Genomic DNA, 25,612 nt, shown 5'->3' on the forward strand with positions numbered 1-25,612 from the left:
CGATGTAAAATCGCTGCTACCTAGCAACTCGCTAACTTTACTCTTGCCAACTTTCCCCCAAACGTAAAAAGCCCGCCAGTAGGGGCGGGCTTTTGCTTTATAACAAGGTTAACTTGTTATTAGAATGTGTAACGTACACCTACACGCATTTCCCAAACTGATGCACCGCTTTGAGTTGCAGTTTTACCATTGTTAGGGCTGAAGTCAGAGTATACGTAACGACCTTGGTCATCGATTGATGTTTTGATCATACGGTTACCAACGAAGTTACCTTTCTTAAGTACGCCCCAGTCATCGTTTAACATGTTAGTTAAGTTATCGATAACGAAGAATACTTCACCTTTGTGACCAGGCATGAAACCAGGTAACTCTTGAGTCATCTTGAAGTTAACTTTAGTGAACCAATCAGCATTTTGGCTGTTACGGCCAACGATTTCACCGCGTTCAAGGCCTTGAGCTGAAATCCACTCGTTAAACTCAGTTACTTCTTCAGGTGTCATGTCGTAAACAACGTTAGGGTCATTTACTTCAGGGATATACATTAGCTGACGGCTGCGGTTAGAGTTGCTATCACCCCAAACACCGTCACTACCGTTATATGTATAGCTGTAAGGTAGACCTTTGAACGTTTCGCTGAATAAGTTGAAACGTGTGCTGTAGCCATCAAACAACTCAGTTGTATAACCTAATGTCATTGTGAAGCGATGAGGGATCTCGTAATCAGATGTGTGTGCACCTGGGTTAGTCGGATCGTATGTCGCCATGTTACCGTAGTTTGAACTCGCTACAGAGCTAGTCATTGGGTTTACATCTGTTGAGTCAGTGTAAGCATAAGCAAGTTGTACGCTAATACCGTTATCAAAACGCTTACTCATTGCAGCAGAAATGATGTGAGACTCACCGCTATCACCACTTACGTTAGTCAGCAGTAAGTCACCGCTACGACCTTCGATAGACTCAAGAATTGGACGACCGTCAAATGTAGTTCTGCCTGAATCTTGTAATGCGATGTCTTGTAAAATTGCAGCATCTTTACGCTTAGTGAATAAGTAATCTAGAGAGAAAACGTATTCATCTTCAGTTGTGTATGTTGCACCTACTGAGTATTTCCACTCTGATGGCATTTCAAAGTCTGGGTCAACAGCATTTACTGATGAGTCACCTGCACCTATTTCAGTGTTAGCAACTTTATCATATAAATCTTGAGGTACTTCGTAACCTGGAGTACCACCATTAACATTTGGAGTGTCAAATAGGTTTAGACGTGCTTGTCTTTGTTCTTCATCTAGATAATAAACACCGTCTACATCTTTAATACCGGTACTAATATTAGTGATACCGTCGTTTGAGTACGAGTTAGATAACCAAACGTTCGGGTTACCACCAGAGAATAGGCCTACACCTGCACGTACTTCTAACGAGTCTGTTGCATACCATTCAAAGCCAACACGTGGTTGCAGTAGATCTATACCATCGAATGTAGCTTGGTTATTGAAATTAGGGTTCGCAGGTGATTTGTAACGATCAGCAAAGTTCTTATTGTAATTTGGTTTGTCGTCACTTGTGTATTTATCATAGCGAAGACCAAATGTTAACGTCGCATCTAAATCTGTGAAGCTATACTCATCTTGTACATAGAAAGTATGCTGAGCATAAGAGAAGCTTGCAGCTGCATCGGTCGGGTTGTTTGTACCCGCAGCATTGTTGTAGTACAAGCCATCAGCAATTCCATCTTCAAAATCATCTACAGAGTTAAAACGCCACTCACCTTGCGTATGCTGTACGAATTGGTTAAATACGTCTAGCTTTTCGTACTCATAGCCACCGGTAATCGTGTGTTGATCAAGGTAGTAAGTACCTGCAAGTTTTACAGTCGTTGTCTCATAGTCTAGGTCATTTGATTGACGTGAGTCATCTGGACCAATGTAGATAGTACCACCGTCAGCGGTATCAATTTGCATTTCACCAAAGCTGCTTGCAGCATCTAAAGATTGTACAGTTGCATCTAGCTCTGACTTACCAATACGAACTTCAGTTGAGAAGTTGTCTGACCAATCTGAGTATAGTGAACCGATGATTGATGTAAACTCAGCACCTTGCTTGAAGAAGTGATTATCTAAAGCTACTGTATCGCTGTATGCATCTGATTGAGATAGCGTGAAAGCATCATTGTAGTTATAGATTAAGTTTGCACGATGGTCATCGTTGATGTTCCAGTCTAACTTAACTAAGATTTTTTCATCTTCTACTGGAGCACTAGATGGCATGCCACCTGCGTCATAACCGTATACGTCTTGTGCGATTTGCTGTACACGAGCAACGTCTGCAGCTGAAACGCTACCTGTGTTTAAACCGCCGTACTCATATTGTTTAACGCCTTCAACTTTTTCGTATGATGTGAATAAGAAAAGGTTATCTTTGATTAGTGGTAAACCAACGTTGAAGCCGTAACGTTTTTCAGTGTAATCACCGTTGTCGTAGTCTTCACCTTCGATTTTATCGCCTTTCATTGAATCATTTGTGTAATCGAAGAAAACACCACCGTGTACTTCGTTACCACCAGATTTAGTAACTGCGTTGATGTTACATGATGTGAAACCGCCATATTGAACATCAAATGGTGCTAGCTCAACTGCAACTTGCTCGATTGAATCGAAAGAGAAAGGAGCACCGATAGTTGGGTAACCATTTGAGCTTAAACCGAAGTTATCGTTCATACGAACGCCGTCAAGGGTTAAGCTGTTAAAACGTGGGTTACCACCACCACAGTTGATTGAACCGCGGCTATCATCGATAGTTACACGTGGGTCGATACGGATGATATCTTTTAAATCACGGTTGATAGCTGGTTGGTTTTCTAAATCTTCAAGAGTGAACGTTGCAGCAGGACCTGTACCACCAGACATACGGCTGATAGGGCGACCAGTAACTACGATTTGTTCTACATCAGATTGTCTCTCTAACGTAACATTAACTGGGTAGTCAGCACCCACTTGTAGGTTAATGTTGTTGAATGTTTGATCTGCGAATACGTCAGAATCTACAACAACGCGGTAAGGACCACCTACACGTAGGCCTTTTGCTGTGAAGTAACCCGCATCGTTCGTTTCAGTTTCTTTAGTTGAACCTGAAGGTAAGTGAACGATAGTGATCTTAGTGCCAGCAGCAGGGTTGCCGCTAGGACCTTTGATTTGACCCTTGATAGCAGATGTTGTTTCATTTGCTAACGCTGCACCACTCACACCAACACATGCTGCAATAGCAAGTGATAGAGCTGTTTTGCGGAGTTGGATTTTCATTATGTTATTTCCCGTGTTAGAGGTTATGTTTCATTTATAGTTTGCTGTCAGTTGGCATCTTAAGTGCCTTTACTAACGGTTTTGCTGATTTATCAAATAACGTATTTAATAAACCAGCCAATCTTATACCGCCTTGTTGTAGGCGAGTTTTAACAATGGGTAAGTTTTTGTAGATATAACTATAACTTACGTTTGTTTCATTTTCGTTATACAGTGAATTTGCAATATTATTTGATTCGATTAACCAATCGCTAGGTGAACTGGCAAGATAGTCCGTGATTAACGCTTGATTTGTTGTATTTATAAATTGCGCAAACTCAGTATAGGACAAATTTTCATTTTCAATGAGTTTTGTGTCCCATAGGCTATGTAAATTGGTATCTTGACCGAAGAATGTGACAGAAATATTGTTGCCACCACGATCTTCACCGCGTCCGGCATGAAAAGGTTGGTGGCTGTCACCAACTAGATGAACTAAAAAACGCAGTGCGAACTGTTTTTCAGCTAGTGAGGCTTTCTGGTTTTGTAAAACTGAGATTGAGTATTCCATGCCTTCAAGGATATCTGACACAGTTTCTTTATTATGATGGGCATCTGAATCGTAATTGGGTTTAGCATCGCCTTCTTTAAAGTTAATGTAATGCCAGCGCGAAGATTTCTTTTGCCAGAAATTTTCTGGAGCAGAACGCATTTCATCAGCCCACGTTGCAACTTGTGCTAGTGAGTCACCATCGAGTAGAGGAACTAATGCTAGTTTAGTGGTGTCTGTAATATGCTTAGATGCAATTTCACCAACAATACGATGACCATTTTGACCCCATGCATTTGCAGGGGTGCTTAACACTGCTGAAATAACTGGTGTTGATAACAGCAACATTTTTATTGTTTTTTGTAACATTGACTCAGTGTCCAAAATGAATGTGCAATGAAGCACGATTTCTTGTGGCATATTTTCCTGAATTTAAAATCAAATAGAAAGGACTCAATAAGATTCATAATTTCTTGTTCATATATTTTATTTATCAATGGTTTAAATTATTCAAGTAAAATTACTTGTTGTAATAAGTAAGAATAATTGTTCAAATAGAGACAACGGAGCGTTGTTGGCTATTAAAATTGAATTTAAGAACAATACTAATAAAAAAATCGTCGATTGTTACATTTTTGTTTCTATCAGTTATTTTGTTTTTTTATATCGGAATTTTGCAGGGTAAACCGGCTGTTTCTGATATCGATGCATTTATTGAAACGTCTTTTCAATGTGATACCAAATCAGAGGTTAACCTTAACGAGTTAGTGGTGTATTCATCGGGCAAAGTGTTGGCTGAGGATGTTGCTAAAACCTTATGCAATGATGACATCATAAGTAAACAATATGGCAAGGTAACCTCTTATTGGGGTTATAAAACCTCAGACACGATTGAGTTTTTAGGCAAAGGGATTGCTGATTTAATCCTTGCTAAAGAAAATTTAATTAACGCTTTTATGGCGGAGTCAACTTACAACTATCAAGCTGTTGTTGGATTTCCTGATTACACTGCCTATTTAATTTCGAGTAAAGAAAAACCTAGAATTGATAAGAGCTACTTTTTAGATAAACGCATTGGTTTACTTGATTACCCAACCAGTCGCTCAGGACATATTTTACCAAAGCAGCTATTTAAAAAATTAGATATCAACCTAGAAAACCTAGATATAACTTACGCTAGTTCCCATACTGAGTTAAGAGAGCTGCTTGCCAGCGGAAAGGTTGATTTAATTTCTTCTTATTGGCAAGACAGTGATCAACAACGTTTTTCTAAAAATTATATTACGCCTATACGCGACAATATAAGTGGCAGTCGTTGGTATTTAAAAATGCAGGACGAGAACACCGACCTTTTATGTGCAGTTCAAGCGCAGTTAACCCTATTGGCACACAATCAAAATTCTCATTACTTTAATCATGTTGAGTCTTTTTGGGAATGTGACTCGACTCAGCAAACAATGAAAGTAGGGGATAGCAATGCTGCCAATTAGAATTAAGCTTGTTTATGGCGCAATATTTTTAAGCTGCTGCTTGGTATTATTTGCTACCTTCATTATTGCAAAAGCTTATAAGACAACAACTAATGATGCACTGACTTTAGCAAAAGTTGAAAACCGTATTGCTCTTGATTTAAACCATTTAAATTTACCAGATGGTTTTTTGAAGCACTCCGGTAGTAGAGACATGGTACTCAATTATATCACGCGTCTTAATGCTCAATTAGCAGACTCAGGCGTGATGGTTTACTCTATTGAAGGTATTTCGGAATATCCTGCTCGTGCTGATTTAATTACTAAGCAATTACATGCACCTCAAAAATCATTAACGGTTAGCTTTGTTATCGCATCTTCTTTATTAGATAAAAACGATATAGCTGTGTTCATTCTGGTCTGCTTATTTGCATCTACATTTACCTACTTATTATTTATCAGTGAACGAACCAAGATTCAAATAGCTAAAAACGAACCTGAAGTCGCAGTTCAGATAGAAGAAAAACCTAAATTGATAGTTGATCTTCAAAATAAAACCTTGGCTGCTAGTTGCGATGTCGATAAAACAGTGGCCCTTGCGAATAAACCATTGTGTTTTTATCTCGCTTTAGTTGAGTTTTGTATTGAGCAACCAGACGTAGTGCTTAATCAAAATAAAGATGTACCAGAAGAATTACTGACTTTAGCGAACAAGTATTTTTACCGGTTAGTTGAGCTTGGTCACACAATACGTAAACGACCAAACTTTACCAATAGCTTAGAAAAAACTTTAAGCGAAATTCGGGCAGCCCTTGATGAAGTTTGGCAAGACCAGCTTGAGATAAAAGAAACCTATTATCCGCCTAAAGCCCATGGTGAAGGTTCACGCTCTCGATTACATCATTACGGATTGAAGTCGATTGAGATCACCGATATTGAAGTCATAGGGAAATAATCTAGTTTTAAAGTAAAAAGGGAAGTCACTGACTTCCCTTTATCTATTTAGATATTGATGATTAGGTATCTAAAACTGCTTAGGAGTGTAATCAGCCGCTTTAACAGGGCTATTTTGCTCAAAGAAACGTTTTAATGCCTGTGCATCGGTATCATCTGTACTTACAAAGCCTTTTTTATTGGTAAGCGTAGGGTAGCCATCACCACCAGAGGCGTTGTAGCTATTAATACTCATTCGATATGTTTTAGTCATATCAAGTGGTTTACCAGCAATTTTAACATCAGATAAAGTGTCGTTATCGCGTTTGAAGCTTAGCTTATAGTATTGTAAGTAGGCACCTGAATCAGGTGGGAAAGAAGTAACAACCTGCAAGTAGTCATATAGCTCTTGGCCTGTCATATCAATATAGGTGATACGGTTTTTAAAAGGATGAACTTTTAAAATATCTTTATAACTAACATCGCCAACTTGAATGCTATCACGAATACCGCCACCGCTTATCAAACCAAAATCAGCACCCACTGACTGCATTTGTGCAGCAATAATAACGCGTGCTAAGTTTACTTGCTCATAGCGTACTTTATTGCGGTCACCTTCAAGTTTTGCATCCACGTTACCTATTTTACCAGCAATTTGTGCTGCACCTTTTTTCTGATAAACCGCGAGCATGTCTTGTAAGTTTTTGTTTGGCTCGATGTACTCAGCCGCTAGCTGTTTATTGCCATTTTCATCATCGATATAAAGATTGACAGGAATAAGTGAGTAATTGAGCAGAGTTAATTCATCGTTTTCTAATTTGAATTCAGCTTTTCCCACATATTTACCCCACTCATGGGCTTGCATGATCCAAGTACCGTTTTGTTGATCAGGCTTACACGCTTTACCTGGCATAAAGCTTTCGTCAGCAACATTGGCTTCTTTCATACACACCGGCTCTTGTGAATGACCGCCGACAATAATATCTAGCATTCCTTTTGGTAAGTTACGCGCCATAGTCACATCACCGGGTGCATTAATACCAAAGTTAGCATCAACATAGTGACCCATGTGCGTTACAGCAATAGTGATATCAGGCTTGTACTGCTTTTCAATTTTTGGGGCTAACTTTGCAGTCACTTCTGTAGGGTCTTTAAATTCTAGGCCACCGATATACTGCGGGTTACCTATTTTTGCTGTATCTGTTGTGGTTAAACCAATGACAGCAATTTTGAGTCCGTTTTTTTCAAAGATTTTGTATGCTTGATAACGAGTTTCACCGGTCGTTTTATCTATAATATTGGCTGATAAAAAAGGGAAGTTAGACCATTTTTGCTGTTTATCGAGTACAGCCAGCGGGTTATCAAACTCATGGTTACCAATTGCCATGGCATCGTAACCAATTACAGACATACCTTTAAAATCCGGTTCTGCGTGTTGTAGATCTGATTCAGGAATACCTGTATTGATATCGCCACCAGACAGCAGTAAAACTGCATGTCCTTGTGCTTTAGCATCGGCTCTTAATTGATCAATTAAAGTCTTGCGAGCAGCCATACCATATTCACCATGTTCGTTATGCCAAAAACGACCGTGATTATCATTAGTATGGAGCAGAGTGAAATATTGGGCTGAATCTGTATTGTTAGAAGAGGAGCTACACGCGGTTAGGGTAACCAGTAGCGATGTTAGTAAAAAAAAACGCATAATTGTTTGCCTGAATAGAGCAGTAGGTTAATTATGCGCTTAGTTTAAACGACTTAAGTTTAAATTAAATGTCTTTTATAAACTTTTGTCGCTATTTTCTGTATTTAGTTGTCCTGTTGCGGCAAGTTGTCTTCGTTGTAGTTCTTGTTCTGCATAATGAGACTTAAGATGATTATTGCCGACCATCCAATTTAAAAAACTAGCGGGTAACTTACTATAAGGCTCACCTTGGTGTAGGCCAAAATCGCATATTGCGTTCTCTTCATTCGCCATGGTTCATTCCTGTGTGTTCATTGTTGTCGTGCAGATACTAACAAACTGAGCCTATTTGATAAGACGATTTTGATTTAATCTTTAAACTTTTTATAACCATAATGAATACACAGTGTAAATTAATGTAACTGAGATGTAATTGATTTGACGCGTTTTGTGTAACTGTTTTGTTTGCTATTTAAGCACCTGCCTATTTTGTTTAAGCTTCTTGCAGTTTTATAATAAAAATTATCAGGAAAGATAAACAATGAAAAAACATCTACTTGCAACAGCTTTATTGGCTAGCAGTTTTACAGCGAATGCAACTATTGTCGAAATGCAAACGGACCTGGGCAGCATTACGATTCATCTTTATGATCAACAGACACCTGTTACAGTTGAGAACTTTTTAAATTATGTTGCAGATGGTAGCTACGATGGCACCGTTATCCATCGTTCTGTTGATAACTTTATTTTACAAGGTGGGGGTTTTAAATTTGGTACTGACTTTGATGCGATAGACACCGCAGACGCTATTACTAATGAACCAGAGTTGTCTAATGTGAAAGGTACCATTGCAATGGCTAAGCTTGGTGGCAATGCTAACAGTGCAACCAGTCAGTGGTTTTTTAATTTAAAAGATAACAGCGCAAATCTTGACTTACAAAATGGTGGCTTTACCGTTTTTGGCGAGGTAACTGTCCAGAGTATGGCTGTGATAGAGCAAATCACAGAATTAGTACATTGTGGAGAGATCCCAGTAGTAAACTTAAATGAAGAGCAGTGCCCAGATACAACATCAGGTTTTAGTGGTGAAAACTTATTTTACATTAACAGTGTAACTGTGATTGACGATGACCCTAATTCATCTGCTTCTTTATCACCAAAAGAAAACACGCTGATTGATGAAGATGACGCTTCAGACAACGGCGGTAGTAGTTCAGGTGGTAGTCTTGCATGGATGCTATCTTTATTAGCCCTAGCAGGCTTTGCTCGTCGTAAATAATTCCAACCAACAAAGTTAATAAGGCGCTAAAAAGCGCCTTATTTCTTTGTATTGATGATTATTAAAAGATTCTAACTAAAATCAGCACCCACATTATTAGCATTATAAAGCTACTGACAACGAAACTATAATAGCGCGCCTTCAAGGTGTTTGAAGTTAAGTGTATTACGCTATGAATAATTCTTAATGCAACATAAACCCAAGCAAGGGCAACAAAAACAGTACCTACAGCATTGACTTGCAGAGCTGTTAAACAGGCAATAAAAAACAGCACAGGCATTTCGAATTGATTGATAAAGTTACGATCTGCTACGCGAACATTATCCCCAGCTTTTTCAAGTTCCATTAATAAGAAGTCTTTCATCTCAATGGTTTTTTGCTTTGCCGCACGAAAACGGCGCTTACCCATAATGTACATCACAATAAATGTCAGTAACACCTGAGTGAACATTGCTACAATTAGCCACCTTTCCATAGCTCATCCTTTGTTATAGTTATTGCTATTAATCTTAACCGTAAGTACTGCATTTTCACAATGTGTTACAAAGTTTTGCTGTAACTTAACTGAAAAGCATTGAATTGCGGCGCTCGAAAACACATGATAAATAAAAATTTATTCAATTTCTAATGGATACAAAATAATGAAAAAAATAATGGGACTCAGTGCAATCGCTTTTGCAGTGTTAGCAGGTTGTTCTTCTACTTCTACCACAACGCCTCCTGCTGCTAATACTAACCTTATTCCAGACTCGTTAGTTATCAGCCCAAACGACACCCGTGAGTACAAAACATTAAAACTTGATAACGAAATTGATGTAATTTTAATTTCAGATCCAAGTGCTGAAAAATCAGCTGCTGCATTGAGTGTTGGTGTTGGTTTATTGCACGACCCTATGTCGCAACAAGGTATGGCGCACTATTTAGAGCATATGCTGTTCCTTGGTACGGACCGTTACCCAGACACCAAAGGTTACAGTGATTTTATGACTAAAAATGGCGGTGCTCATAACGCTTACACTTGGTTAGATATCACAAACTACATGTTCAAAGTGAACAATGATGCCTACGATGAAGCACTTGACCGTTTTGCGGATTTCTTTAAATCACCAAAGCTTTACCCTGAGTACACAGACAAAGAAAAAAATGCCGTAAATGCCGAATGGTCAATGCGCCGTGAGATGGACTTTTTTGGTCAATTCAAACTGGCACGTCAAATGATGGGCTCACATCCTGCTAACCGCTTCTTGATTGGTAACCTAGAAACACTAGGTGATAAAGAAGGCAGCAATCTTCATAAAGAAACCGTTGCTTTTTATAACAAGTACTATTCATCGAACATTATGAAAGTGGCGATGATTTCTAATCGTCCACTTGCTGAGATGGAAGCAAAAGCAAAACAGTACTTTGCTGATATTGAAAATAAAAATATCGAAAAGCCAACGGTGACTGATAAGTTAGATTTCTCTGAAGCTGGCGGTAAACGTGTTTATTACGCACCGAATGAAGACGTAAAACAACTGCAATTAGAATTCACTATTGCTGATAACAGTTCACAATTTGCAGTTAAACCAAACCGTTTTGTTTCTTACCTTTTAAGTAACGAAATGCAAGGCAGCCCAGCACAAATACTACGTGATAAAGGTTGGGTATCAGGTTTATCGTCTTCTGCTTCACCAACGCAATATGGGAACTACGGAAGCTTAACAGTTGATATTGAATTGACTGATGCCGGCATGCAAAACCGCGAAGAAATTGTTGCTATGGTTATGCAATATATTGCACTTATCAAAGAGCAGGGTGTTGATAGCAAATACTTTAATGAAATTCGTACATCGTTAAACAATTCGTTTCAATTCCTAGAAAAAGGGGATGAGTTTGGTTATGTAAGTAACTTAACTGATAGCATGCAAAAGTTCCCTGTGAACAACGCAATTAACGCACCTTATTATTATGCCAAGTTTGATGCAGATGCGGTGCAAAATGTCCTTTCGCAATTAAACGAAGATACTTTACGTATTTGGTATATTTCAAAACAAGAAGAGACAGATTCACAGCTGCATTTTTACGATGGTAAATATCGTATTGAAGATATCAGCGAGTCAGAAGTTGCAAGCTGGAATAAACCAAGTGAATACGCGTTAGCATTACCAACAGTAAACCGCTTATTACCTGAAAGCTTTGCAATTAAAACAGCTGAGTTTAAACAACAAGCGCACCCTGAACTCGTATTTGATCAGCAAGGCGTTAAAGTTTGGCGTCAAGCAAGTCAGCAGTTTGCTGAGCAGCCTAAAGGTCTTGTTGAAGTTTATATTAATACGCCAGATGCCCTTGTGAATGTAAAATCACAGGTTCTTTACTCAATTTGGGCTGATCTTTATAACTTACAACAAAGTAAATTAAGCACAGAAGCCGCTGTTGCAGGTATGAGTTTAGGGTTACAGCCAAGTAATGGCCTTGTGTTATCGCTTAGTGGTTTCACTGATAAACAAGATGTCCTTTTAGCTCAGGCGCTTGAAAATCTTACCTTAGAGGTGTCTGAAGAAGGTTTTGCCCAAGCAATCGATCGTTTTAAGCGTGATTTACTAAATCAGCAAAAACAGTTCCCGTTCTATCAAGCATTCGGTGAGTACTCTAAGCTTACTCGTAGTGGTAAATTTGATACCGAAACCTTGATTGCTGCGGCAGATGCGCTTACCTTAGCTGATTTTACGGCTATTAAGCAATCAACACTTGCTGCCAATGACTTACGCGTATTCACGTTTGGTAACTACAACCAAAATGATGTTGACGCTATTGCGAGTAAACTAACCGCTATTTTACCAAAAGGTCATAAAGCGACCGAGTTTGCTAGAAGTAAAGCCTGGTTGCCTCAGCCTGGTGAGCGTATCGTTTTACAAAAAGATATTGATGTAGCTGATGTAGCAATCATTGACATGGTTGTTCACCCAACCCCTGGCTATAAACAACAAGCACAGGCACAAATTTTACAAAGCCACTTTAGAACCGTAGCGTTTGATAAGTTACGTACTGAAGAGCAACTTGCTTATGCGGTTGGTGCGTTAGCGCGTCCAATCGAAGATTATTCTGCATTAGGTCTTTACATTCAAACACCGGTTAAAGGTCCTAAAGAGATGCAGGCGCGCTTTGATGAGTTTAAAAAGCAATACGCAGTTGAGCTTGATAACATGACAGAAGAAACGTTTGCACAACTTAAAAATGCAACGCTTGTGTCTTTAAAAGAGCAACCTAAGAATTTAAGTGATGAAATGTCGCCACTTATTACAGACTGGTATCGTGAGAACTTTAAGTTTGACTCTAAAGAAAAGCTTATCGCTGAAGTTGAAAAAGTAACCTTGGCTGATCTGAAAGATTATTACAAGAAAACGATGCTCAATAGTGAAGCTGCGCGTTTAAACATTCAAATGCGTGGTAGTAAGTTTGCAGACAAGCCATTTGCAGATCTGAAAAGCCAAACAAAAGTTGAAAACTTAGAAAGTTTTTACAAAGGCATTAAATTCCAAAACTAATTTAATAGTTGATAAACAAAAGCCCAAGCTATTGCTTGGGCTTTTTGATTTATGCGATAAGCAAAAATCCTATAAATGCAGCCGTTGCAGCAAGTAAGGTATAAGGCAGTTGCGTGATAGCATGGCTGACTAAATCACACCCTGAGCCTTGTGCAGCAAGTACGGTGGAATCTGAATAGAAGCACGCTTGACTACCAAATGACGACGCCGATAACAAAGCACCAATCACTAAAGGAATATTGGCATCAATTGCGTAAGCCAGTGGCATTACAATAGGAATAGTTACTGCGAAAATCCCCCAGCTTGAACCCGTTGCAAAAGCAAGGACTGCCATTGCTAAAAACACCACGGCTGGTAAGTACTGTGCTGTCATATAAGGGCTCAAGGTATTTATGACATATTGCGGTAGCATTAATTGGTCACACACATCTTTAAATATAAATGCTGCAACCACAGTTCCTATAGCGGGTATCATGCTTTTAAAACCATCGAGCATACGCTCAACGAGTTCTGACAATGTCATCAACTTTTGTAACATATAAAAAGGCAAAACAACGGTAAAGGTTGCCAGCAGCCCTTTATAGACGTCAATGTCAAAGTAAACAGTAAACGTAACAAGTAAAACTATAGGTACTAAAAAGTTATAGAGTTTGCCGTTTGAAGCGGCTGTTTCAAAGTTTTCTTCTGCTGCTTTTACTGCGTATTCATCCGCTGTTTGAACATCTGTGTACTGGCTATTTGATATTTCGATTTGATTATTCATGGCACGTAGTTGTGCTTTTTTCATCGGACCAAAAGCAGGAATGACATTTAAGCTAACTAGTAATACCACAATGACTGCAAACCAAGCATATAACATGTAAGGTATTGCTTGGATATATACAGCAATACCTTGACCTTCTGGTGCAACATTATTATCAACTAACAAGCCACCAAAAAAAACGGCCCATGTAGAGAGTGGTACAAGCACACAAATAGGCGCAGCCGTTGAGTCAACAACATAAGCGAGCATTTCGCGGCTAATTTTAAACTTATCGGTGATACGCTTCATAGTTTCACCGACGGTTAATGCATTTAGGTAATCATCGATAAAAATAATTACACCTAGCACAAAGGTCATTACTAACGATGAACGCTGGCCTTTGGCAAATTTTAACGCTAATTCGGCGAATGCACTTGCACCCCCGGTTCTCACTAATAAAGCGATTAATGCACCAAATCCACCACAGACTAGAATTAGCCAGGCAATGGTTTCGTCTTGCATTACTTTTAATGAAATATCAGCAAAATTGGCTAACACAGCGGTCGGACCTAGCATGGCTAAACCAAATAAAGCACCAATCAGTAAAGATAAAATAGGGCGGCGTAAAAATACGGCCAAAACCACCACCAATACTGGCGGCAGTAAACTTAACGCAGAAGGTTCTTGCATTATAATTTTCACACAGTTAAGCAATCGAGATTGCTTAGAGAAATCAAAAGTCTATTGACTCAATTAACTGCTTTACGCGAACACACTTTTATGGACCCTTTAGGGAAAGTGCCTGCGTTGGCTGGCGCCAGACAGTATAGAGGGTATACTGCTTTTGTTTTGCCCAAAACATCGCAAGAAAAATAATCCTGAATATTAATTTAGTCAATAACAATTTTAATTGCGATGATAATTATTTTACACTCATCTATAACGTCACTTTTTATTAATTGAGCAAAGGGATTATGGCATTTTCAGATACTTACAGACTCAGTAGCCATGCGGTTATCACCAACAACCAAGGTCAGGTGTTATTACTAAAAGCTGATTACGGTCAAAAAAGTTGGGGGCTACCTGGCGGCGCTTTAGATAAAGGTGAAACCATTCATCAAGCGTTACTTCGCGAATGCCAAGAAGAACTTAATTGTGATGTAGATATCGCTTATTTAAGTGGCGTTTATTATCACACAGCGTTTAACTCTCATGCGTTTATTTTTCGTGCTCATATAGCTGAGGACGCTGAGATAATGTTGAGTAATGAGCACACAGAGTATGGCTATTTCGATATTGACGAGTTATCTAAAGTACAAAAAGAGCGTGTTCTTGATTGCCTTAATTTTACCAATGATGTCGTGAGTAAGGTGTTTTAATAAATGTTAGATATATATTTGCGCGCTGGGCAGCCTGATGATGCCGCGTTTATCGTTGAGCTTTTAAACCAAGCAACATTTTTAGAGCACATAGGTAATAAAAACATTAATACGCCCGCACAAGCAGAGCATTATATTCAACAAACGTTTATAAATAGCCACCAGCAATTTGGCTTTGGCAGTTATATTGTTTGTTTAGCTGATGATACACCGGTTGGAATGGTGGGGCTCTTTCAGCGCGATGCGTTAGCTATCCCCGATTTAGGATTTGCCTTGTTAGCTAAATATGAAGGCAAGGGTATTATTACATCTGCTGCTAGGTTATTGATGGCCAAAAAACACGTATTAGAGCTTGGTGTACTTGCAGCAATAACCTCACCAACAAATATTGGCTCACAAAAGGTGTTACAGAAACTTGGCTTTGAGTTCATAGGCGATGTCATCATTAACGATGACAATCAGCCTCTAAAACTCTTTTTAAAGAGTAAGCTTTGATACTTCGTTTGCAACTTGTTTGTTTACCTTTAACCATGTTGACTCAAGTGTCGCGACAAGCCCTTCGTAATCACTTGCTTGTAATGGTGTGAGCTCATTGAAGTAATTAACCGCTTTTAACTTTCGGCCCGACTCAGGGTTTGTATAGTACAAACGCCAAAGCCCTGCAATGTTGGCATTGCCTTGCTCATCGCCATTAAAGTGATGTAGCTCATATTCTAATTCATAATAGCTTTGTTGATCTAAATCGGTGATCACCGGTAAACCTTTTATTACCATCCAATTATCAAGGTCAGTGTAAAGCTGTTGATGGGCACTGGCGGTTAACATTAAATCCGGTGATTCACTCCATAAATGGTAGTTAGCAGCATTGACTCGGTTGTTGTCGAGTACCATAGCAATACCGCGATTATTAAGCGCACCACGTAATTGTACTGTGTTGATCCTTAGCTGAGCTTGCGTATTTTCAGCTAACCGCTGCATATTCACGATTGGCTGCGAGAATTGATAATACTCAATAGTTGAGAATGACGTCTGACTGCAGGCCGAAAGTAACAGTACTGCTGCGATTGAAACACAGCGTTTATAGTTCATTATTGTTTCCTCGGCGTTGGATCTGCGGGTAGTTCTTTATCAAATATCAGCATATTAGGCTGCTGGTTCAAGCCACGTGTAAGTGGTTGTAGCTCTTCACTTAAACGTTTAAATTCGGACAAGGTAGTTTGTAACTGCTGATGGAAAGACGAACCTTGTTCGTAACTTGCCATGGTTTTTTCAAATTGTTTCATGGTTTTATCGAACTGTTGCATGCTTTTAGTCATTTCTGCAAAGTTGCGATTTATATCACCGGGTAAATCTTGGGTATCTTGTTTATTGATCAATTCTCGCATGTCATGAGCAAGTTCTTGGTACTCAGAAAACGTAGTTTGCATTTGTGCCAAGCTGTCTTCTATCTTAAGGTTGTTCACTTTATTTAACACATCGGATACTTGGTCAGCTATGACCGTAATACCACTCGATACACTTGGGAATACGGTATAATCTGCTATAGTCTTTAATTCGGCAGGTTCCGCGTTATCATAAATGTCTAAGTCAACGTATACAGCGCCGGTAAGTAAGTTACCTGGCTTTAAAGAGGCTCTAAGGCCATTTTTAATCCAGCTATCTAAGCTTGAATGCCAAAACTCGCGTGCAGCTGTACTGTCGTGGTAAAGACGACCATATTCAATTTTAATAAGGGCAGGTACTGCGGTATTGTCAGTTCTAAAGTGTGCAGGCTTGCCGTCGATCATGACACTTGCTGGTGCTTCAACCACACTACCAATACGCATACCACGGTATTCAACAGGTGCCCCAGCTCTTAACCCACGAATTGATTGCTCAAAATCGATTAAGTAATAATCAAAGTCATAAAAGCGCTCTTCTAACGCGGCTTTATAACTATTACTTAATGAAAAACTGTGTCCATTAGTTGCGACTTCACCAGGAGATTGCTGCTCAGGTATACCTACAGAAATTCCACCTTTGAGTAACTTACTTAATGAACCTGTATTTACATTAATTCCATCAGCTGATAGGTCTATTTCGATACCTGAGTTCACCCAAAATATAGAATTTAAGGTAATTAAATTTTGATAAGGCTCATTAATGAAAATGCCATATTTCATGGCCTGATTTTTCCAGTCAAAGGTTGCAGTTTCTATTTGGCCAATTTTGTAATCTTTGAAATAAATACCCGTACTTACATCAAGTACTTCAGCGTTATAGCTAAGCAGTGTGAAACGACCACCTTTAACATCATTGCCAATTAATGCGGGTTCATCCTGAAGTTCAAACTTATCCGTTAGCTTCTTGCTTTCACCCGGTGCAAATTCTAAGTATACGCCTGAGAGCAGAGTGCTCATTCCAGTAATACCTGTATCATCAATTCGTGGTTTAACGACCCAAATTTTTGCATCGTCAGTTAATAGGTCATCATAGTGTTTATCGATTTGAGCTCTTGCAATTACACTATTTTGCTGATCTGACAGACGTACATGATTAATTTGGCCGATTTTTACACTACGTACTTTTATTTCAGTTTTGCCAGCAACGATACCTTCCGCATGAGGCATTTTTATAAAGATAGTGGTGCCTTTATTTGCCTGATACTGGTATAACATCCATGCGCCTATTAGTAGGGCTATTAACGGAATTATCCAAATAGCCGAAATATTTGGCGCTGATTTTATTTTAGCGTTTTCGCTCATGCCAGAGTCTCTTGTTTTACTTTCTTTAAATTAGCAGGGCTGTCCCACAGTAAGCGTGGATCAAATGCATGGGCTGCCAACATTTGGCAAATTACCATAGTGGTAAAAAATATTGTGCCGATGCCTGGTGTCACAGACATTAAATTTCCTAGTTGTACTAAGGCTACTAGAATCGCGACAACAAATACATCAATCATTGACCATTTACCTATAAATTCAGTTAATTGGTAGATACGTGTATAGCCTTTTGTTTGTCTATTTGCAGGCTTCATCACCATATAGCATAAAAAACTTAAGATTAGCGCTTTGGCAAGGGGAACAACTACACTGGCCAAAAATATGATCATGGCTATTGGATAAGAACCACTATTCCACAAAATCATCACACCACCAATAATCGTAGAAGGCATTTCATCACCTAGGCTGGTGGTATACATAATTGGGTAGATGTTGGCTGGGATGTAGCAAGCGACAGATGTGATCAACCAAGCAAACGCTTTTTGTACACTATAAGGATTGCGGGTAAAGGTTTTTGTGTCACATCGCGAGCAAATTTCAGTATTACATAATTGGCCACAAACATGACAAGCACGCAGTCCTTGATCGATAGCTCGTGTGTTTGCAATTGTTTGATCTATATATGCGGGCTCTCTTAATTGCTTCCAAAGATAGTGTTTATTTAACTTCGCCATGGTTGCTACATATAGAACCACAAATGCCACATAGGACCAAAAGCTTACACCAAATTCAATGTCTGCCATTGACATTATTTTGACCATGCTGACCATCACCCCGATTAAGAAAATCTCGGACATGATCCAAGGCTCTAAAGCAAAGGTGGTTTTTAACAATCTTTTGCCCCACAAATAAGGTAGTACTTTTAATACACCTAAATGTAGCGGAATAATCAATAGTAATAACAACATAGGTAAGCCTATGATGCTTATGTCAATAAATAGACCCAAAAAATCGTTATCGTAATTGAATAAAATACGCGCAGCATCAGGAAGCGTAATGGTTTGTGTAATACCGCTACTCGTGAAAGATAAAAAAGGATAAAACATACTGCTTAAAAGCATGACTATTGCGCTTAAGCTCAATGCGACCACTGTACTGTCTTGGCAGGCTTGTGATGTTGATAACTTAGTATTGCAATGTGGGCAAAGCGCTACTTGTTTTGCATTTAAATGTGGGATCTCAACGACCAGATCACAACTAGGGCAGGCTGTTTGCAAACTTAGGGTCTCATAAACAAGAACTTAGTTAAGTTTGCACCAAATACTGCATAAATACAAATGCAGCATTGTTTAATATAAGCTAATATTTGTACAAAGCGATTACGCTTTTTAATACATTTAATTCATTATGGTGATTAGTGAAGCAATTATTTACCCTTTTAATGTTGTTTATTAGTGTTAAAGGTGAGTGTTTATCTGAGCCAAATATACAACAACCTATTGTTGTTGCTGCAAGCGCCTCTTTACCTCCTTATGTTATCGAAGATACCAATAGCGGTATTCAACTTGAAATTTTAAAAGCAGCTTTTAAGTCACAAGGCATCTCTAATATTCATATTCATTACATGTCTAATAAACGTGCAGAGCAACAGCTTATGCAGGGAGAGGTTGATATTGCATTAAACTTTCCTCCAGTTCTCACTCCACATGTTTATAAAAGTGATGAACTACTGCGCTATCAAAATGTCGCGGTCAGCCTTGCTAATAGAGATTTAAAAATTAGCACTATCTATGATTTAGCAGGTAAAAGTGTACTTGCCTTCCAAAACGCAACTAATTTTATTGAAGCACCTTTTAAATCGGTTACCAATATTTTACGCTCTTACGAAGAAGTGGTTAACCAAAAAGCGCAAGTTGATCACCTTATGAAGGGCTGGGTTGATGTTATTATTCTAGAGCGCCGGGTGTTTTTATATTATTTAGAAAAATATAAACAAGGCGCTGAGGTAAAACCTTTTATTGTGCATGCAATCTTTAAAGAAGCACCAAGACCTGCGTTTTTTTACAGTAAAACGTTAAAAAACACGTTTAATTTGGGTCTTGGTGAGATCATAGAATCAGGCGAATACCAAGCAATTATTCACCTTGATGGTACTGAGTACGCGCAGCTTTCAGAGCCAGAGTTACGCGAATAACGCAACAGTTTGGCGGCTCAATGCAATTAGCTTACCGTCTTCACTCCAAATACAGCCATCTTCAAGACCATAGCCATCTTTACTATGATGGGTAACAGCCTCGTAGCCAATCCAAGCATCATGGGCAATTGCAGGTTCTTCTACAAATTCTATGTACCATGACATACTACTTGCTGGTGCAGGTTTCTTGTACATTTGTAATAGAGTCGGTGGCCATGCATCTGTTAAAGCAATGATATGCGCTTCACTCATTTGCTCTGGTACATGTTTGAATTTCATCCAACCACCTAAATGTGAGGTGTCTGCTCCAGAGAAAGGCATATTGCCGTCTTGCAAACACAGTGCAACGTGCTGGAAAAATGCCGGCATCACGCCTTCTTTATAAGGTAGGGTAAAACGTTCATCAACGGGTTTTAGCTGCATGGTTTTAGTGACATCTACTCGTACACTTGATTGACGCTCAGCCCCAAAACAGGCTTGTGTAATAACACAAACATCGCCATTTTGAATCACTTTTGCCAGTACCTGCGCACTGTTTTTTCCTTCACGTAAGACTTCAACGTCGATTGAAAAATCATTGTCAGCGATTAACGGGCCAACAAAGTTAGTACTTAAAGATAATAAACGGCGAGAGCTATCGATATGCTGCCGTATAGCTTGATATAATAAAGCTGCAGATAATCCACCAAACGCTGTGCGACCTTGGCACCAGTTTTCTGGAAACTGCATTACTTTTGTTTTGTCTTTACCAAGTTCAGCTGCCATGGCGAGTAATTGATCAAAATGCATAATTTTCCTTAACGTTTATTGTTATGGTTTAGGTTATAGCACAGCCAAAGTCATCAGACCAGTTTGTTTATTCCGCAATAGGCGTACAAATACAGTGCTTTTTGAGGAAAAAACATGCATTTCAAAAAAAATTTCAAAAAAAAGTAAAATTTTTCATTTTTATAGTTGAATTCAGTTTCCTGCATCCCTATTTACTAGTCATCGAACGTATTAACGAATTTTGAAGTTGGAGAAGATTCATGGGTAGAATTATTGGAATCGATTTAGGTACTACTAACTCTTGTGTAGCAGTACTAGACGGTGATAAAGCACGCGTTATCGAAAACGCGGAAGGCGATCGCACAACACCATCGATCATTGCATACACGCAAGACGGTGAAACATTAGTTGGTCAACCTGCAAAACGCCAAGCAGTAACTAACCCAACTAACACATTATTTGCAATCAAGCGTTTAATTGGTCGTCGTTTTGAAGACGAAGAAGTACAACGTGATATCGGTATCATGCCTTTTAAAATTGTAAAAGCTGATAACGGTGATGCATGGGTTGAAGCGCGTGGCGAGAAACGTGCTGCACCACAAATTTCAGCAGAAGTGCTGAAAAAAATGAAGAAAACAGCAGAAGACTTCCTAGGTGAAGCGGTTACTGAAGCAGTAATTACAGTACCTGCATACTTCAATGACTCACAACGTCAAGCGACTAAAGATGCTGGTCGTATTGCTGGTCTTGAAGTTAAACGTATCATCAATGAGCCAACTGCCGCTGCACTTGCATACGGCATGGACAAAAATAAAGGTGAAAACGTTGTTGCAGTATACGACTTAGGTGGTGGTACTTTCGATATCTCTATTATCGAAATCGACGAAGTTGAAGGCGAGCACACGTTTGAAGTGTTAGCAACTAACGGTGACACTCACTTAGGTGGTGAAGATTTCGATAACCGTGTTATCAACTACTTAGTTGAAGAGTTTAAGAAAGATCAAGGTATCGACCTTAAAAATGACCCGCTTGCAATGCAGCGTGTTAAAGAAGCTGCTGAAAAAGCGAAAATTGAACTTTCTTCTGCACAACAAACAGAAGTTAACTTACCGTACGTGACTGCTGACGCAACAGGTCCTAAGCACATGAACGTGAAAGTTACTCGTGCAAAACTTGAGTCACTTGTTGAAGACTTAGTAACTAAGTCAATTGAGCCACTTAAGCGTGCACTAGCTGATGCTGATTTATCAGTAAGCGACGTAAATGACATCATCCTTGTTGGTGGTCAAACACGTATGCCTCTAGTTCAAAAAACAGTTGCAGAGTTCTTTGGTAAAGAGCCACGTAAAGATGTTAACCCTGATGAAGCAGTTGCAGTAGGTGCAGCGATTCAAGGTGGTGTATTAGCTGGTGACGTTAAAGACGTACTTCTACTTGACGTATCTCCGTTATCACTAGGTATCGAGACTATGGGTCAAGTAATGACTGCGCTAATCGAGAAAAATACGACGATTCCTACTAAGAAATCACAAGTTTTCTCAACAGCTGAAGACAACCAATCAGCGGTAACGATTCACGTATTACAAGGTGAGCGTAAGCGTGCAAGCGATAACAAATCACTAGGTCAATTTAACCTAGAAGGTATTCGCCCAGCACAACGTGGTACGCCACAAATCGAAGTAACATTCGACGTAGATGCGGACGGTATCTTACATGTATCTGCTAAAGATAAAGATACAGGTAAAGAGCAGAAGATCACAATCCAAGCTTCTTCAGGTCTAAGCGACGATGAAGTAGAAAAAATGGTTCGTGATGCTGAAGCGCACGCTGAAGAAGATAAGAAATTCGAAGAGCTAGTAGCAACTCGTAACCAAGCTGATGCAATGGTTCACGGTACACGCAAGCAAATCGAAGAAGCGGGTGATGCATTACCTGCAGAAGATAAAGAAGCAATCGAAGCTGCGCTTACTGAGCTAGAAGCGGCGATTAAAGGTGATAACAAAGAAGAGATTGAAGCGAAAACTCAAGCTCTTGCTGAGAAGTCACAAAAGCTAATGGAAATTGCACAAGCTAAAGCACAGCAACAACAAGGTGGTGCGGATGCAGGTGCACAACAATCTTCTGCAAAACAAGACGACGATGTTGTTGATGCAGAGTTCGAAGAAGTGAAAGACGACAAGTAATTGCTTGTTTCGCTTCTGCCTAACGCATTAATGGCTGCTTTGTTTAGCCAATTAAGTTAGGATGAAATGATTGAGGCGCGCCAGCGATTTCGCTTGACGCGCCTTTTGCATGTATATAAACGGTAAAGTCGTTTGACTTACCTTACGCAGTGTAACTGCAGTAAAAAGAGTAGTGTGATAGATATGTCAAAAAGCGATTATTATGAAGTTCTCGGCGTGAGCAAAGATGCCAGCGAACGAGACATAAAAAAAGCGTATAAGCGCTTAGCGATGAAATATCATCCAGACCGTACCGCAGGCGATAAAGAACTTGAGTCTAAATTCAAGGAAGTAAAAGAAGCCTACGAAGTACTCACTGATGACCAAAAACGTCAGATGTATGATCAATATGGTCACGCAGCCTTTGAACAAGGTGGTGGCGGTCATGGCGGTGGCTTCGGCGGCGGTCATGGTGATTTTGGTGATATTTTCGGTGATGTGTTTGGAGATATCTTTGGTGGTGGCGGTGGTCGTCGTCAATCGCGTCAACAACGTGGTTCGGACTTACGTTACAACATGGATTTAAGCCTTGAAGAGGCCGTTCGTGGTAAAGATGTAGAAATTAAAGTACCAACCTGGGTTAGCTGTAAGCCATGTGATGGTAGCGGTGCAAAAGCGGGTTCAAAACCAAAAACATGTACTACCTGTCATGGTGCTGGTCAAGTACAAATGCGCCAAGGTTTCTTCGCGGTTCAGCAAACTTGTCCTACGTGTCAGGGCACAGGTCAAATTATTTCTGATCCATGTGACAGCTGTCATGGTCAAGGTCGCGTAGAAAAAACTAAGACCTTATCAGTGAAGATCCCAGCGGGTGTTGATACAGGTGACCGTATTCGTCTATCAGGCGAAGGTGAAGCGGGCATGCATGGTGCACCAGCAGGTGATTTATACGTTCAGGTTTCTGTTCGTGAACACCCGATTTTCCAACGTGATGGTAATAATCTGTATTGTGAAGTTCCAATTAGCTTTACGACAGCAGCACTGGGTGGCGAAATTGAAGTGCCGACACTGGATGGTCGTGCAAAACTGAAGATCCCATCAGAAAGCCAAACGGGCAAGATGTTCCGTATGCGTGGTAAAGGTGTTAAGTCTGTACGTAGTGGCGCTCAAGGTGACTTGATCTGTAAAGTGGTTATTGAAACGCCAGTGAATCTAAATGACCGTCAACGTGAATTGCTTGAAGAGCTTGAGCAAAGCATGGGTAAAGATGGCTCTAAAAACCGTCCAAAAGAAAAAGGTTTCTTTGATGGTGTGAAGAAATTCTTCGATGACCTAACTAAGTAACTTCTAGTTAAGTAACTTGAGTTCGAGAATAAAAAGGCGCTGATAAGCGCCTTTTTTATGCCTTAATGATCTAAGAATAGGTAGTTTTGCCAACTTTTCATTCTGATCAATACTTTACGCATCACTGATACGTGTTCGAAGTGTTCTGAATAAACTGCAACTTCTGTGCTTGTTCCTTGTGGCAGGTGATATTCACTCATGTCATCGGTGATTTTTAAGGTGACAATTGCGCGCCCTTGACGAGCAAAAAACTCAGTGCCCATCAGTGTGCCTTGTGCTTGCACTTGCCCTTCACCAATCGCAGGTAATACATCGATTACTTCGCCTGCAAAGGTTTTGCCCGGAATAGCTTTAAAAATAAAATCTGCTTTGTAGCCAGACTCGAGTCTTAATAGTGAATTTTGTCTAAATGCAGCGACGTAAACGGCATCTTCTTTGTGCACAAAGGTCATTACTGGGCGTAATGGCATTGGTACTGCAATCATCCCAGGGCGTAATGTTAGTTGTGTTACATAGCCATCAGTAGGTGCATAAACGCTTGTGCTGTCTAAGTTAAACTGAGCTTGCTCTAAATTAGCGCGAGCAGCGGCAATTTTAGTTTGTTCGCCGTTAATTTCTGACTCAAATGCTAGTTTCTGGCGTAACTCTTCGGCTTGTGCTGCTTCGTAGCTTGCCTTTGCTGCTAAATAGACCCCTAATTTATTATCAACTTGGCCTTTTGAGTAAGCACCGCTTTTTGCGCCTTTTTCATAACGTTCGTATTCTTTCTTGCTACGATCATATTCAGCTTTAGCCATTAGGGCACTGGCTTGTGCTGATTTATAGCTCGCTTCTAAACCGAGCACTGACTGTTTTGCATCCTGCAAAGCGGCAATCGCTTGATTTAGTTTGGCTCGATATAAGGTATCGTCTATGCGAAACAATAAGTCACCTTTTTTAACTGGCTGATTTGGCTTTACTGCAACCACTTCAACGGTACCACGTACATTTGGCACAATGGGTGTTGTGACATAGGCACTGCTGGCCATATTTGAATGTGGATGATTGTAGTTCATTAATAGGATTAAAGCGCCTATCAGTACCACACCACCGAGTACCGCGGTGGGTACTGTCCATTTATTAAGTGGGATTTTAAACACTTTAAAGATACCAATGCACAATGCGGTATAAGTGAGTATTAATAACAAATCCATAGTCTATTTCTCTTTATTATTCGATTGAGAATTTATTTGTGCTTGTAGTGCTGCAACCGTGGCTGTCAGGCTAGCTACTTTTTCTGCTAAGTCTTCTTGTTCCTTTTGAATTTGGTTAAACCCCCAGCCGCGGTCATCACGCCATAATGTCGCCCAAACCCATAAAAATGGCCACAGCACATGTAGGGTAAACAGGCTAACCCAGCCTGCATAATGGATGGCATCTTGGTGAGGGTGATTACGTTTTTTGGCAATTTCGTAGGGAATATCGTGAATGGCAATAACACCATAAAATATTACTACCGTTACAAACACTAGCATGACCAGTGCAAAGTAGTCTAAAAACATCTATCTTCCTTTGTTAAATTAATACCTAATTTATAATACGTTAAATTGACCCTATTCCTA

22 protein-coding genes are annotated in these 25,612 nt (G+C 39.6%); 9 read left to right on the forward strand and 13 right to left on the reverse strand.

The annotated features are described in order from the left end of the window. Positions 1–119: 119 nt before the first annotated feature. Complete coding sequence (locus CWB80_RS00785; RefSeq protein ID WP_138599802.1) at positions 120–3,299, reverse strand: TonB-dependent receptor; 3,180 nt, start codon at positions 3,297–3,299, stop codon at positions 120–122. Positions 3,300–3,333: 34 nt separating this feature from the next. Further along, positions 3,334–4,197, reverse strand: a complete 864-nt coding sequence (locus CWB80_RS00790) for a S1/P1 nuclease (protein WP_138599856.1) — start codon at positions 4,195–4,197, stop codon at positions 3,334–3,336. A 218-nt stretch (positions 4,198–4,415) separates the two neighbouring features. Here CWB80_RS00790 and CWB80_RS00795 point away from each other — a divergent pair, with 218 nt between their 5' ends. Together CWB80_RS00795 and CWB80_RS00800 are read left to right on the forward strand one after the other, a co-directional pair. After that, entirely contained in the window at positions 4,416–5,318 is a 903-nt protein-coding gene (locus CWB80_RS00795) for a type 2 periplasmic-binding domain-containing protein (RefSeq protein ID WP_054552196.1), read from the forward strand. Beyond that, complete coding sequence (locus tag CWB80_RS00800; RefSeq protein WP_054552197.1) at positions 5,305–6,252, forward strand: hypothetical protein; 948 nt, start codon at positions 5,305–5,307, stop codon at positions 6,250–6,252. Before CWB80_RS00795 ends, CWB80_RS00800 begins: the two co-directional genes overlap by 14 nt. 69 nt (positions 6,253–6,321) lie before the next feature. On the opposite strand, the gene ushA is transcribed toward CWB80_RS00800, so the two are convergent. The 3 genes from ushA to CWB80_RS23205 form a co-directional block, all read right to left on the reverse strand. Continuing rightward, a complete protein-coding gene (ushA, locus tag CWB80_RS00805) occupies positions 6,322–7,935 on the reverse strand; it encodes a bifunctional UDP-sugar hydrolase/5'-nucleotidase UshA (RefSeq protein WP_138599801.1) in 1,614 nt (537 codons plus the stop codon). Positions 7,936–8,010: 75 nt separating this feature from the next. After that, positions 8,011–8,208 carry a hypothetical protein gene (locus CWB80_RS00810; RefSeq protein WP_054552199.1) on the reverse strand — a complete coding sequence of 66 codons (198 nt, stop codon included), beginning with the start codon at positions 8,206–8,208 and terminating at the stop codon, positions 8,011–8,013. A 231-nt stretch (positions 8,209–8,439) separates the two neighbouring features. Continuing rightward, positions 8,440–8,547, reverse strand: coding sequence for an AgrD family cyclic lactone autoinducer peptide (locus tag CWB80_RS23205; RefSeq protein WP_365995968.1), 108 nt, complete (start codon positions 8,545–8,547; stop codon positions 8,440–8,442). On the opposite strand from CWB80_RS23205, the gene CWB80_RS00815 reads away from it, so the two are divergent. Further along, positions 8,516–9,193, forward strand: coding sequence for a peptidylprolyl isomerase (locus CWB80_RS00815; RefSeq protein ID WP_366035299.1), 678 nt, complete (start codon positions 8,516–8,518; stop codon positions 9,191–9,193). The two genes, CWB80_RS23205 and CWB80_RS00815, sit on opposite strands and share 32 nt — an antisense overlap. A gap of 61 nt (positions 9,194–9,254) precedes the next feature. On the opposite strand, the gene CWB80_RS00820 is transcribed toward CWB80_RS00815, so the two are convergent. After that, positions 9,255–9,668: an MAPEG family protein gene (locus CWB80_RS00820; protein WP_138599799.1), complete on the reverse strand. Its 414-nt coding sequence runs from the start codon at positions 9,666–9,668 to the stop codon at positions 9,255–9,257. A gap of 166 nt (positions 9,669–9,834) precedes the next feature. Between CWB80_RS00820 and CWB80_RS00825 the strand changes: the two genes are divergently transcribed. Next, positions 9,835–12,720, forward strand: a complete 2,886-nt coding sequence (locus CWB80_RS00825; protein WP_138599798.1) for an insulinase family protein — start codon at positions 9,835–9,837, stop codon at positions 12,718–12,720. 49 nt (positions 12,721–12,769) lie between these two features. Here the strand turns inward: CWB80_RS00825 and CWB80_RS00830 are convergent, their stop codons facing one another. Beyond that, complete coding sequence (locus CWB80_RS00830; protein ID WP_138599797.1) at positions 12,770–14,152, reverse strand: Na+/H+ antiporter NhaC family protein; 1,383 nt, start codon at positions 14,150–14,152, stop codon at positions 12,770–12,772. A gap of 284 nt (positions 14,153–14,436) precedes the next feature. Here CWB80_RS00830 and CWB80_RS00835 point away from each other — a divergent pair, with 284 nt between their 5' ends. Together CWB80_RS00835 and CWB80_RS00840 are read left to right on the forward strand one after the other, a co-directional pair. Next, a complete protein-coding gene (locus CWB80_RS00835; protein WP_138599796.1) occupies positions 14,437–14,841 on the forward strand; it encodes an NUDIX hydrolase in 405 nt (134 codons plus the stop codon). 3 nt (positions 14,842–14,844) lie between these two features. After that, a complete protein-coding gene (locus CWB80_RS00840; protein WP_138599795.1) occupies positions 14,845–15,336 on the forward strand; it encodes a GNAT family N-acetyltransferase in 492 nt (163 codons plus the stop codon). Here CWB80_RS00840 and CWB80_RS00845 read toward each other — a convergent pair. The 3 genes from CWB80_RS00845 to CWB80_RS00855 are packed head-to-tail and all read right to left on the reverse strand — an operon-like array spanning position 15,319 to position 18,820. Then, positions 15,319–15,930: a PqiC family protein gene (locus CWB80_RS00845; protein WP_138599794.1), complete on the reverse strand. Its 612-nt coding sequence runs from the start codon at positions 15,928–15,930 to the stop codon at positions 15,319–15,321. The two genes, CWB80_RS00840 and CWB80_RS00845, sit on opposite strands and share 18 nt — an antisense overlap. Further along, positions 15,930–17,585 (reverse strand): intermembrane transport protein PqiB, encoded by a 1,656-nt coding sequence (gene pqiB, locus CWB80_RS00850; RefSeq protein ID WP_138599793.1) that lies wholly within the window; start codon positions 17,583–17,585, stop codon positions 15,930–15,932. The genes CWB80_RS00845 and pqiB overlap by 1 nt, the downstream gene beginning before the upstream one ends. After that, the gene (locus CWB80_RS00855) at positions 17,582–18,820 is read right to left on the reverse strand and encodes a PqiA/YebS family transporter subunit (protein WP_138599792.1); all 1,239 of its coding nucleotides are present in this window, start codon (positions 18,818–18,820) and stop codon (positions 17,582–17,584) included. Before CWB80_RS00855 ends, pqiB begins: the two co-directional genes overlap by 4 nt. A gap of 140 nt (positions 18,821–18,960) precedes the next feature. On the opposite strand from CWB80_RS00855, the gene CWB80_RS00860 reads away from it, so the two are divergent. Next, a complete protein-coding gene (locus CWB80_RS00860) occupies positions 18,961–19,737 on the forward strand; it encodes a substrate-binding periplasmic protein (protein ID WP_249362482.1) in 777 nt (258 codons plus the stop codon). On the opposite strand, the gene CWB80_RS00865 is transcribed toward CWB80_RS00860, so the two are convergent. After that, a complete protein-coding gene (locus CWB80_RS00865; RefSeq protein ID WP_138599791.1) occupies positions 19,726–20,526 on the reverse strand; it encodes a thioesterase family protein in 801 nt (266 codons plus the stop codon). The genes CWB80_RS00860 and CWB80_RS00865 overlap by 12 nt on opposite strands. A 239-nt stretch (positions 20,527–20,765) precedes the next feature. Between CWB80_RS00865 and dnaK the strand changes: the two genes are divergently transcribed. After that, positions 20,766–22,688 carry a molecular chaperone DnaK gene (gene dnaK, locus CWB80_RS00870; protein ID WP_138599790.1) on the forward strand — a complete coding sequence of 641 codons (1,923 nt, stop codon included), beginning with the start codon at positions 20,766–20,768 and terminating at the stop codon, positions 22,686–22,688. Positions 22,689–22,871: 183 nt separating this feature from the next. Continuing rightward, positions 22,872–24,011 (forward strand): molecular chaperone DnaJ, encoded by a 1,140-nt coding sequence (gene dnaJ / locus CWB80_RS00875; protein ID WP_138599789.1) that lies wholly within the window; start codon positions 22,872–22,874, stop codon positions 24,009–24,011. 62 nt (positions 24,012–24,073) lie between these two features. Here dnaJ and CWB80_RS00880 read toward each other — a convergent pair whose 3' ends face one another. Beyond that, positions 24,074–25,204: an HlyD family secretion protein gene (locus tag CWB80_RS00880; RefSeq protein ID WP_138599788.1), complete on the reverse strand. Its 1,131-nt coding sequence runs from the start codon at positions 25,202–25,204 to the stop codon at positions 24,074–24,076. Positions 25,205–25,207: 3 nt separating this feature from the next. Further along, complete coding sequence (locus tag CWB80_RS00885; protein ID WP_138599787.1) at positions 25,208–25,552, reverse strand: DUF3302 domain-containing protein; 345 nt, start codon at positions 25,550–25,552, stop codon at positions 25,208–25,210. Between the last annotated feature and the right edge of the window lie 60 nt (positions 25,553–25,612).

This window comes from Pseudoalteromonas sp. S1650, from assembly GCF_005887195.1.
Taxonomy (GTDB): domain Bacteria; phylum Pseudomonadota; class Gammaproteobacteria; order Enterobacterales; family Alteromonadaceae; genus Pseudoalteromonas; species Pseudoalteromonas simplex.

Bases quoted from the DNA above. Each gene is read 5' to 3' on its own strand.
- CWB80_RS00785 (WP_138599802.1), bottom strand. From the start codon at position 3,299: ATGAAAATCCAACTCCGCAAAACAGCTCTATCACTTGCTATTGCAGCA.
- CWB80_RS00790 (WP_138599856.1), bottom strand. From the start codon at position 4,197: ATGTTACAAAAAACAATAAAAATGTTGCTGTTATCAACACCAGTTATT.
- CWB80_RS00800 (WP_054552197.1), top strand. From the start codon at position 5,305: ATGCTGCCAATTAGAATTAAGCTTGTTTATGGCGCAATATTTTTAAGC.
- ushA (WP_138599801.1), bottom strand. From the start codon at position 7,935: ATGCGTTTTTTTTTACTAACATCGCTACTGGTTACCCTAACCGCGTGT.
- CWB80_RS00810 (WP_054552199.1), bottom strand. From the start codon at position 8,208: ATGGCGAATGAAGAGAACGCAATATGCGATTTTGGCCTACACCAAGGT.
- CWB80_RS23205 (WP_365995968.1), bottom strand. From the start codon at position 8,547: ATGCTGCCCAGGTCCGTTTGCATTTCGACAATAGTTGCATTCGCTGTA.
- CWB80_RS00820 (WP_138599799.1), bottom strand. From the start codon at position 9,668: ATGGAAAGGTGGCTAATTGTAGCAATGTTCACTCAGGTGTTACTGACA.
- CWB80_RS00825 (WP_138599798.1), top strand. From the start codon at position 9,835: ATGAAAAAAATAATGGGACTCAGTGCAATCGCTTTTGCAGTGTTAGCA.
- CWB80_RS00830 (WP_138599797.1), bottom strand. From the start codon at position 14,152: ATGCAAGAACCTTCTGCGTTAAGTTTACTGCCGCCAGTATTGGTGGTG.
- CWB80_RS00835 (WP_138599796.1), top strand. From the start codon at position 14,437: ATGGCATTTTCAGATACTTACAGACTCAGTAGCCATGCGGTTATCACC.
- CWB80_RS00840 (WP_138599795.1), top strand. From the start codon at position 14,845: ATGTTAGATATATATTTGCGCGCTGGGCAGCCTGATGATGCCGCGTTT.
- CWB80_RS00845 (WP_138599794.1), bottom strand. From the start codon at position 15,930: ATGAACTATAAACGCTGTGTTTCAATCGCAGCAGTACTGTTACTTTCG.
- pqiB (WP_138599793.1), bottom strand. From the start codon at position 17,585: ATGAGCGAAAACGCTAAAATAAAATCAGCGCCAAATATTTCGGCTATT.
- CWB80_RS00865 (WP_138599791.1), bottom strand. From the start codon at position 20,526: ATGCATTTTGATCAATTACTCGCCATGGCAGCTGAACTTGGTAAAGAC.
- dnaK (WP_138599790.1), top strand. From the start codon at position 20,766: ATGGGTAGAATTATTGGAATCGATTTAGGTACTACTAACTCTTGTGTA.
- dnaJ (WP_138599789.1), top strand. From the start codon at position 22,872: ATGTCAAAAAGCGATTATTATGAAGTTCTCGGCGTGAGCAAAGATGCC.
- CWB80_RS00880 (WP_138599788.1), bottom strand. From the start codon at position 25,204: ATGGATTTGTTATTAATACTCACTTATACCGCATTGTGCATTGGTATC.
- CWB80_RS00885 (WP_138599787.1), bottom strand. From the start codon at position 25,552: ATGTTTTTAGACTACTTTGCACTGGTCATGCTAGTGTTTGTAACGGTA.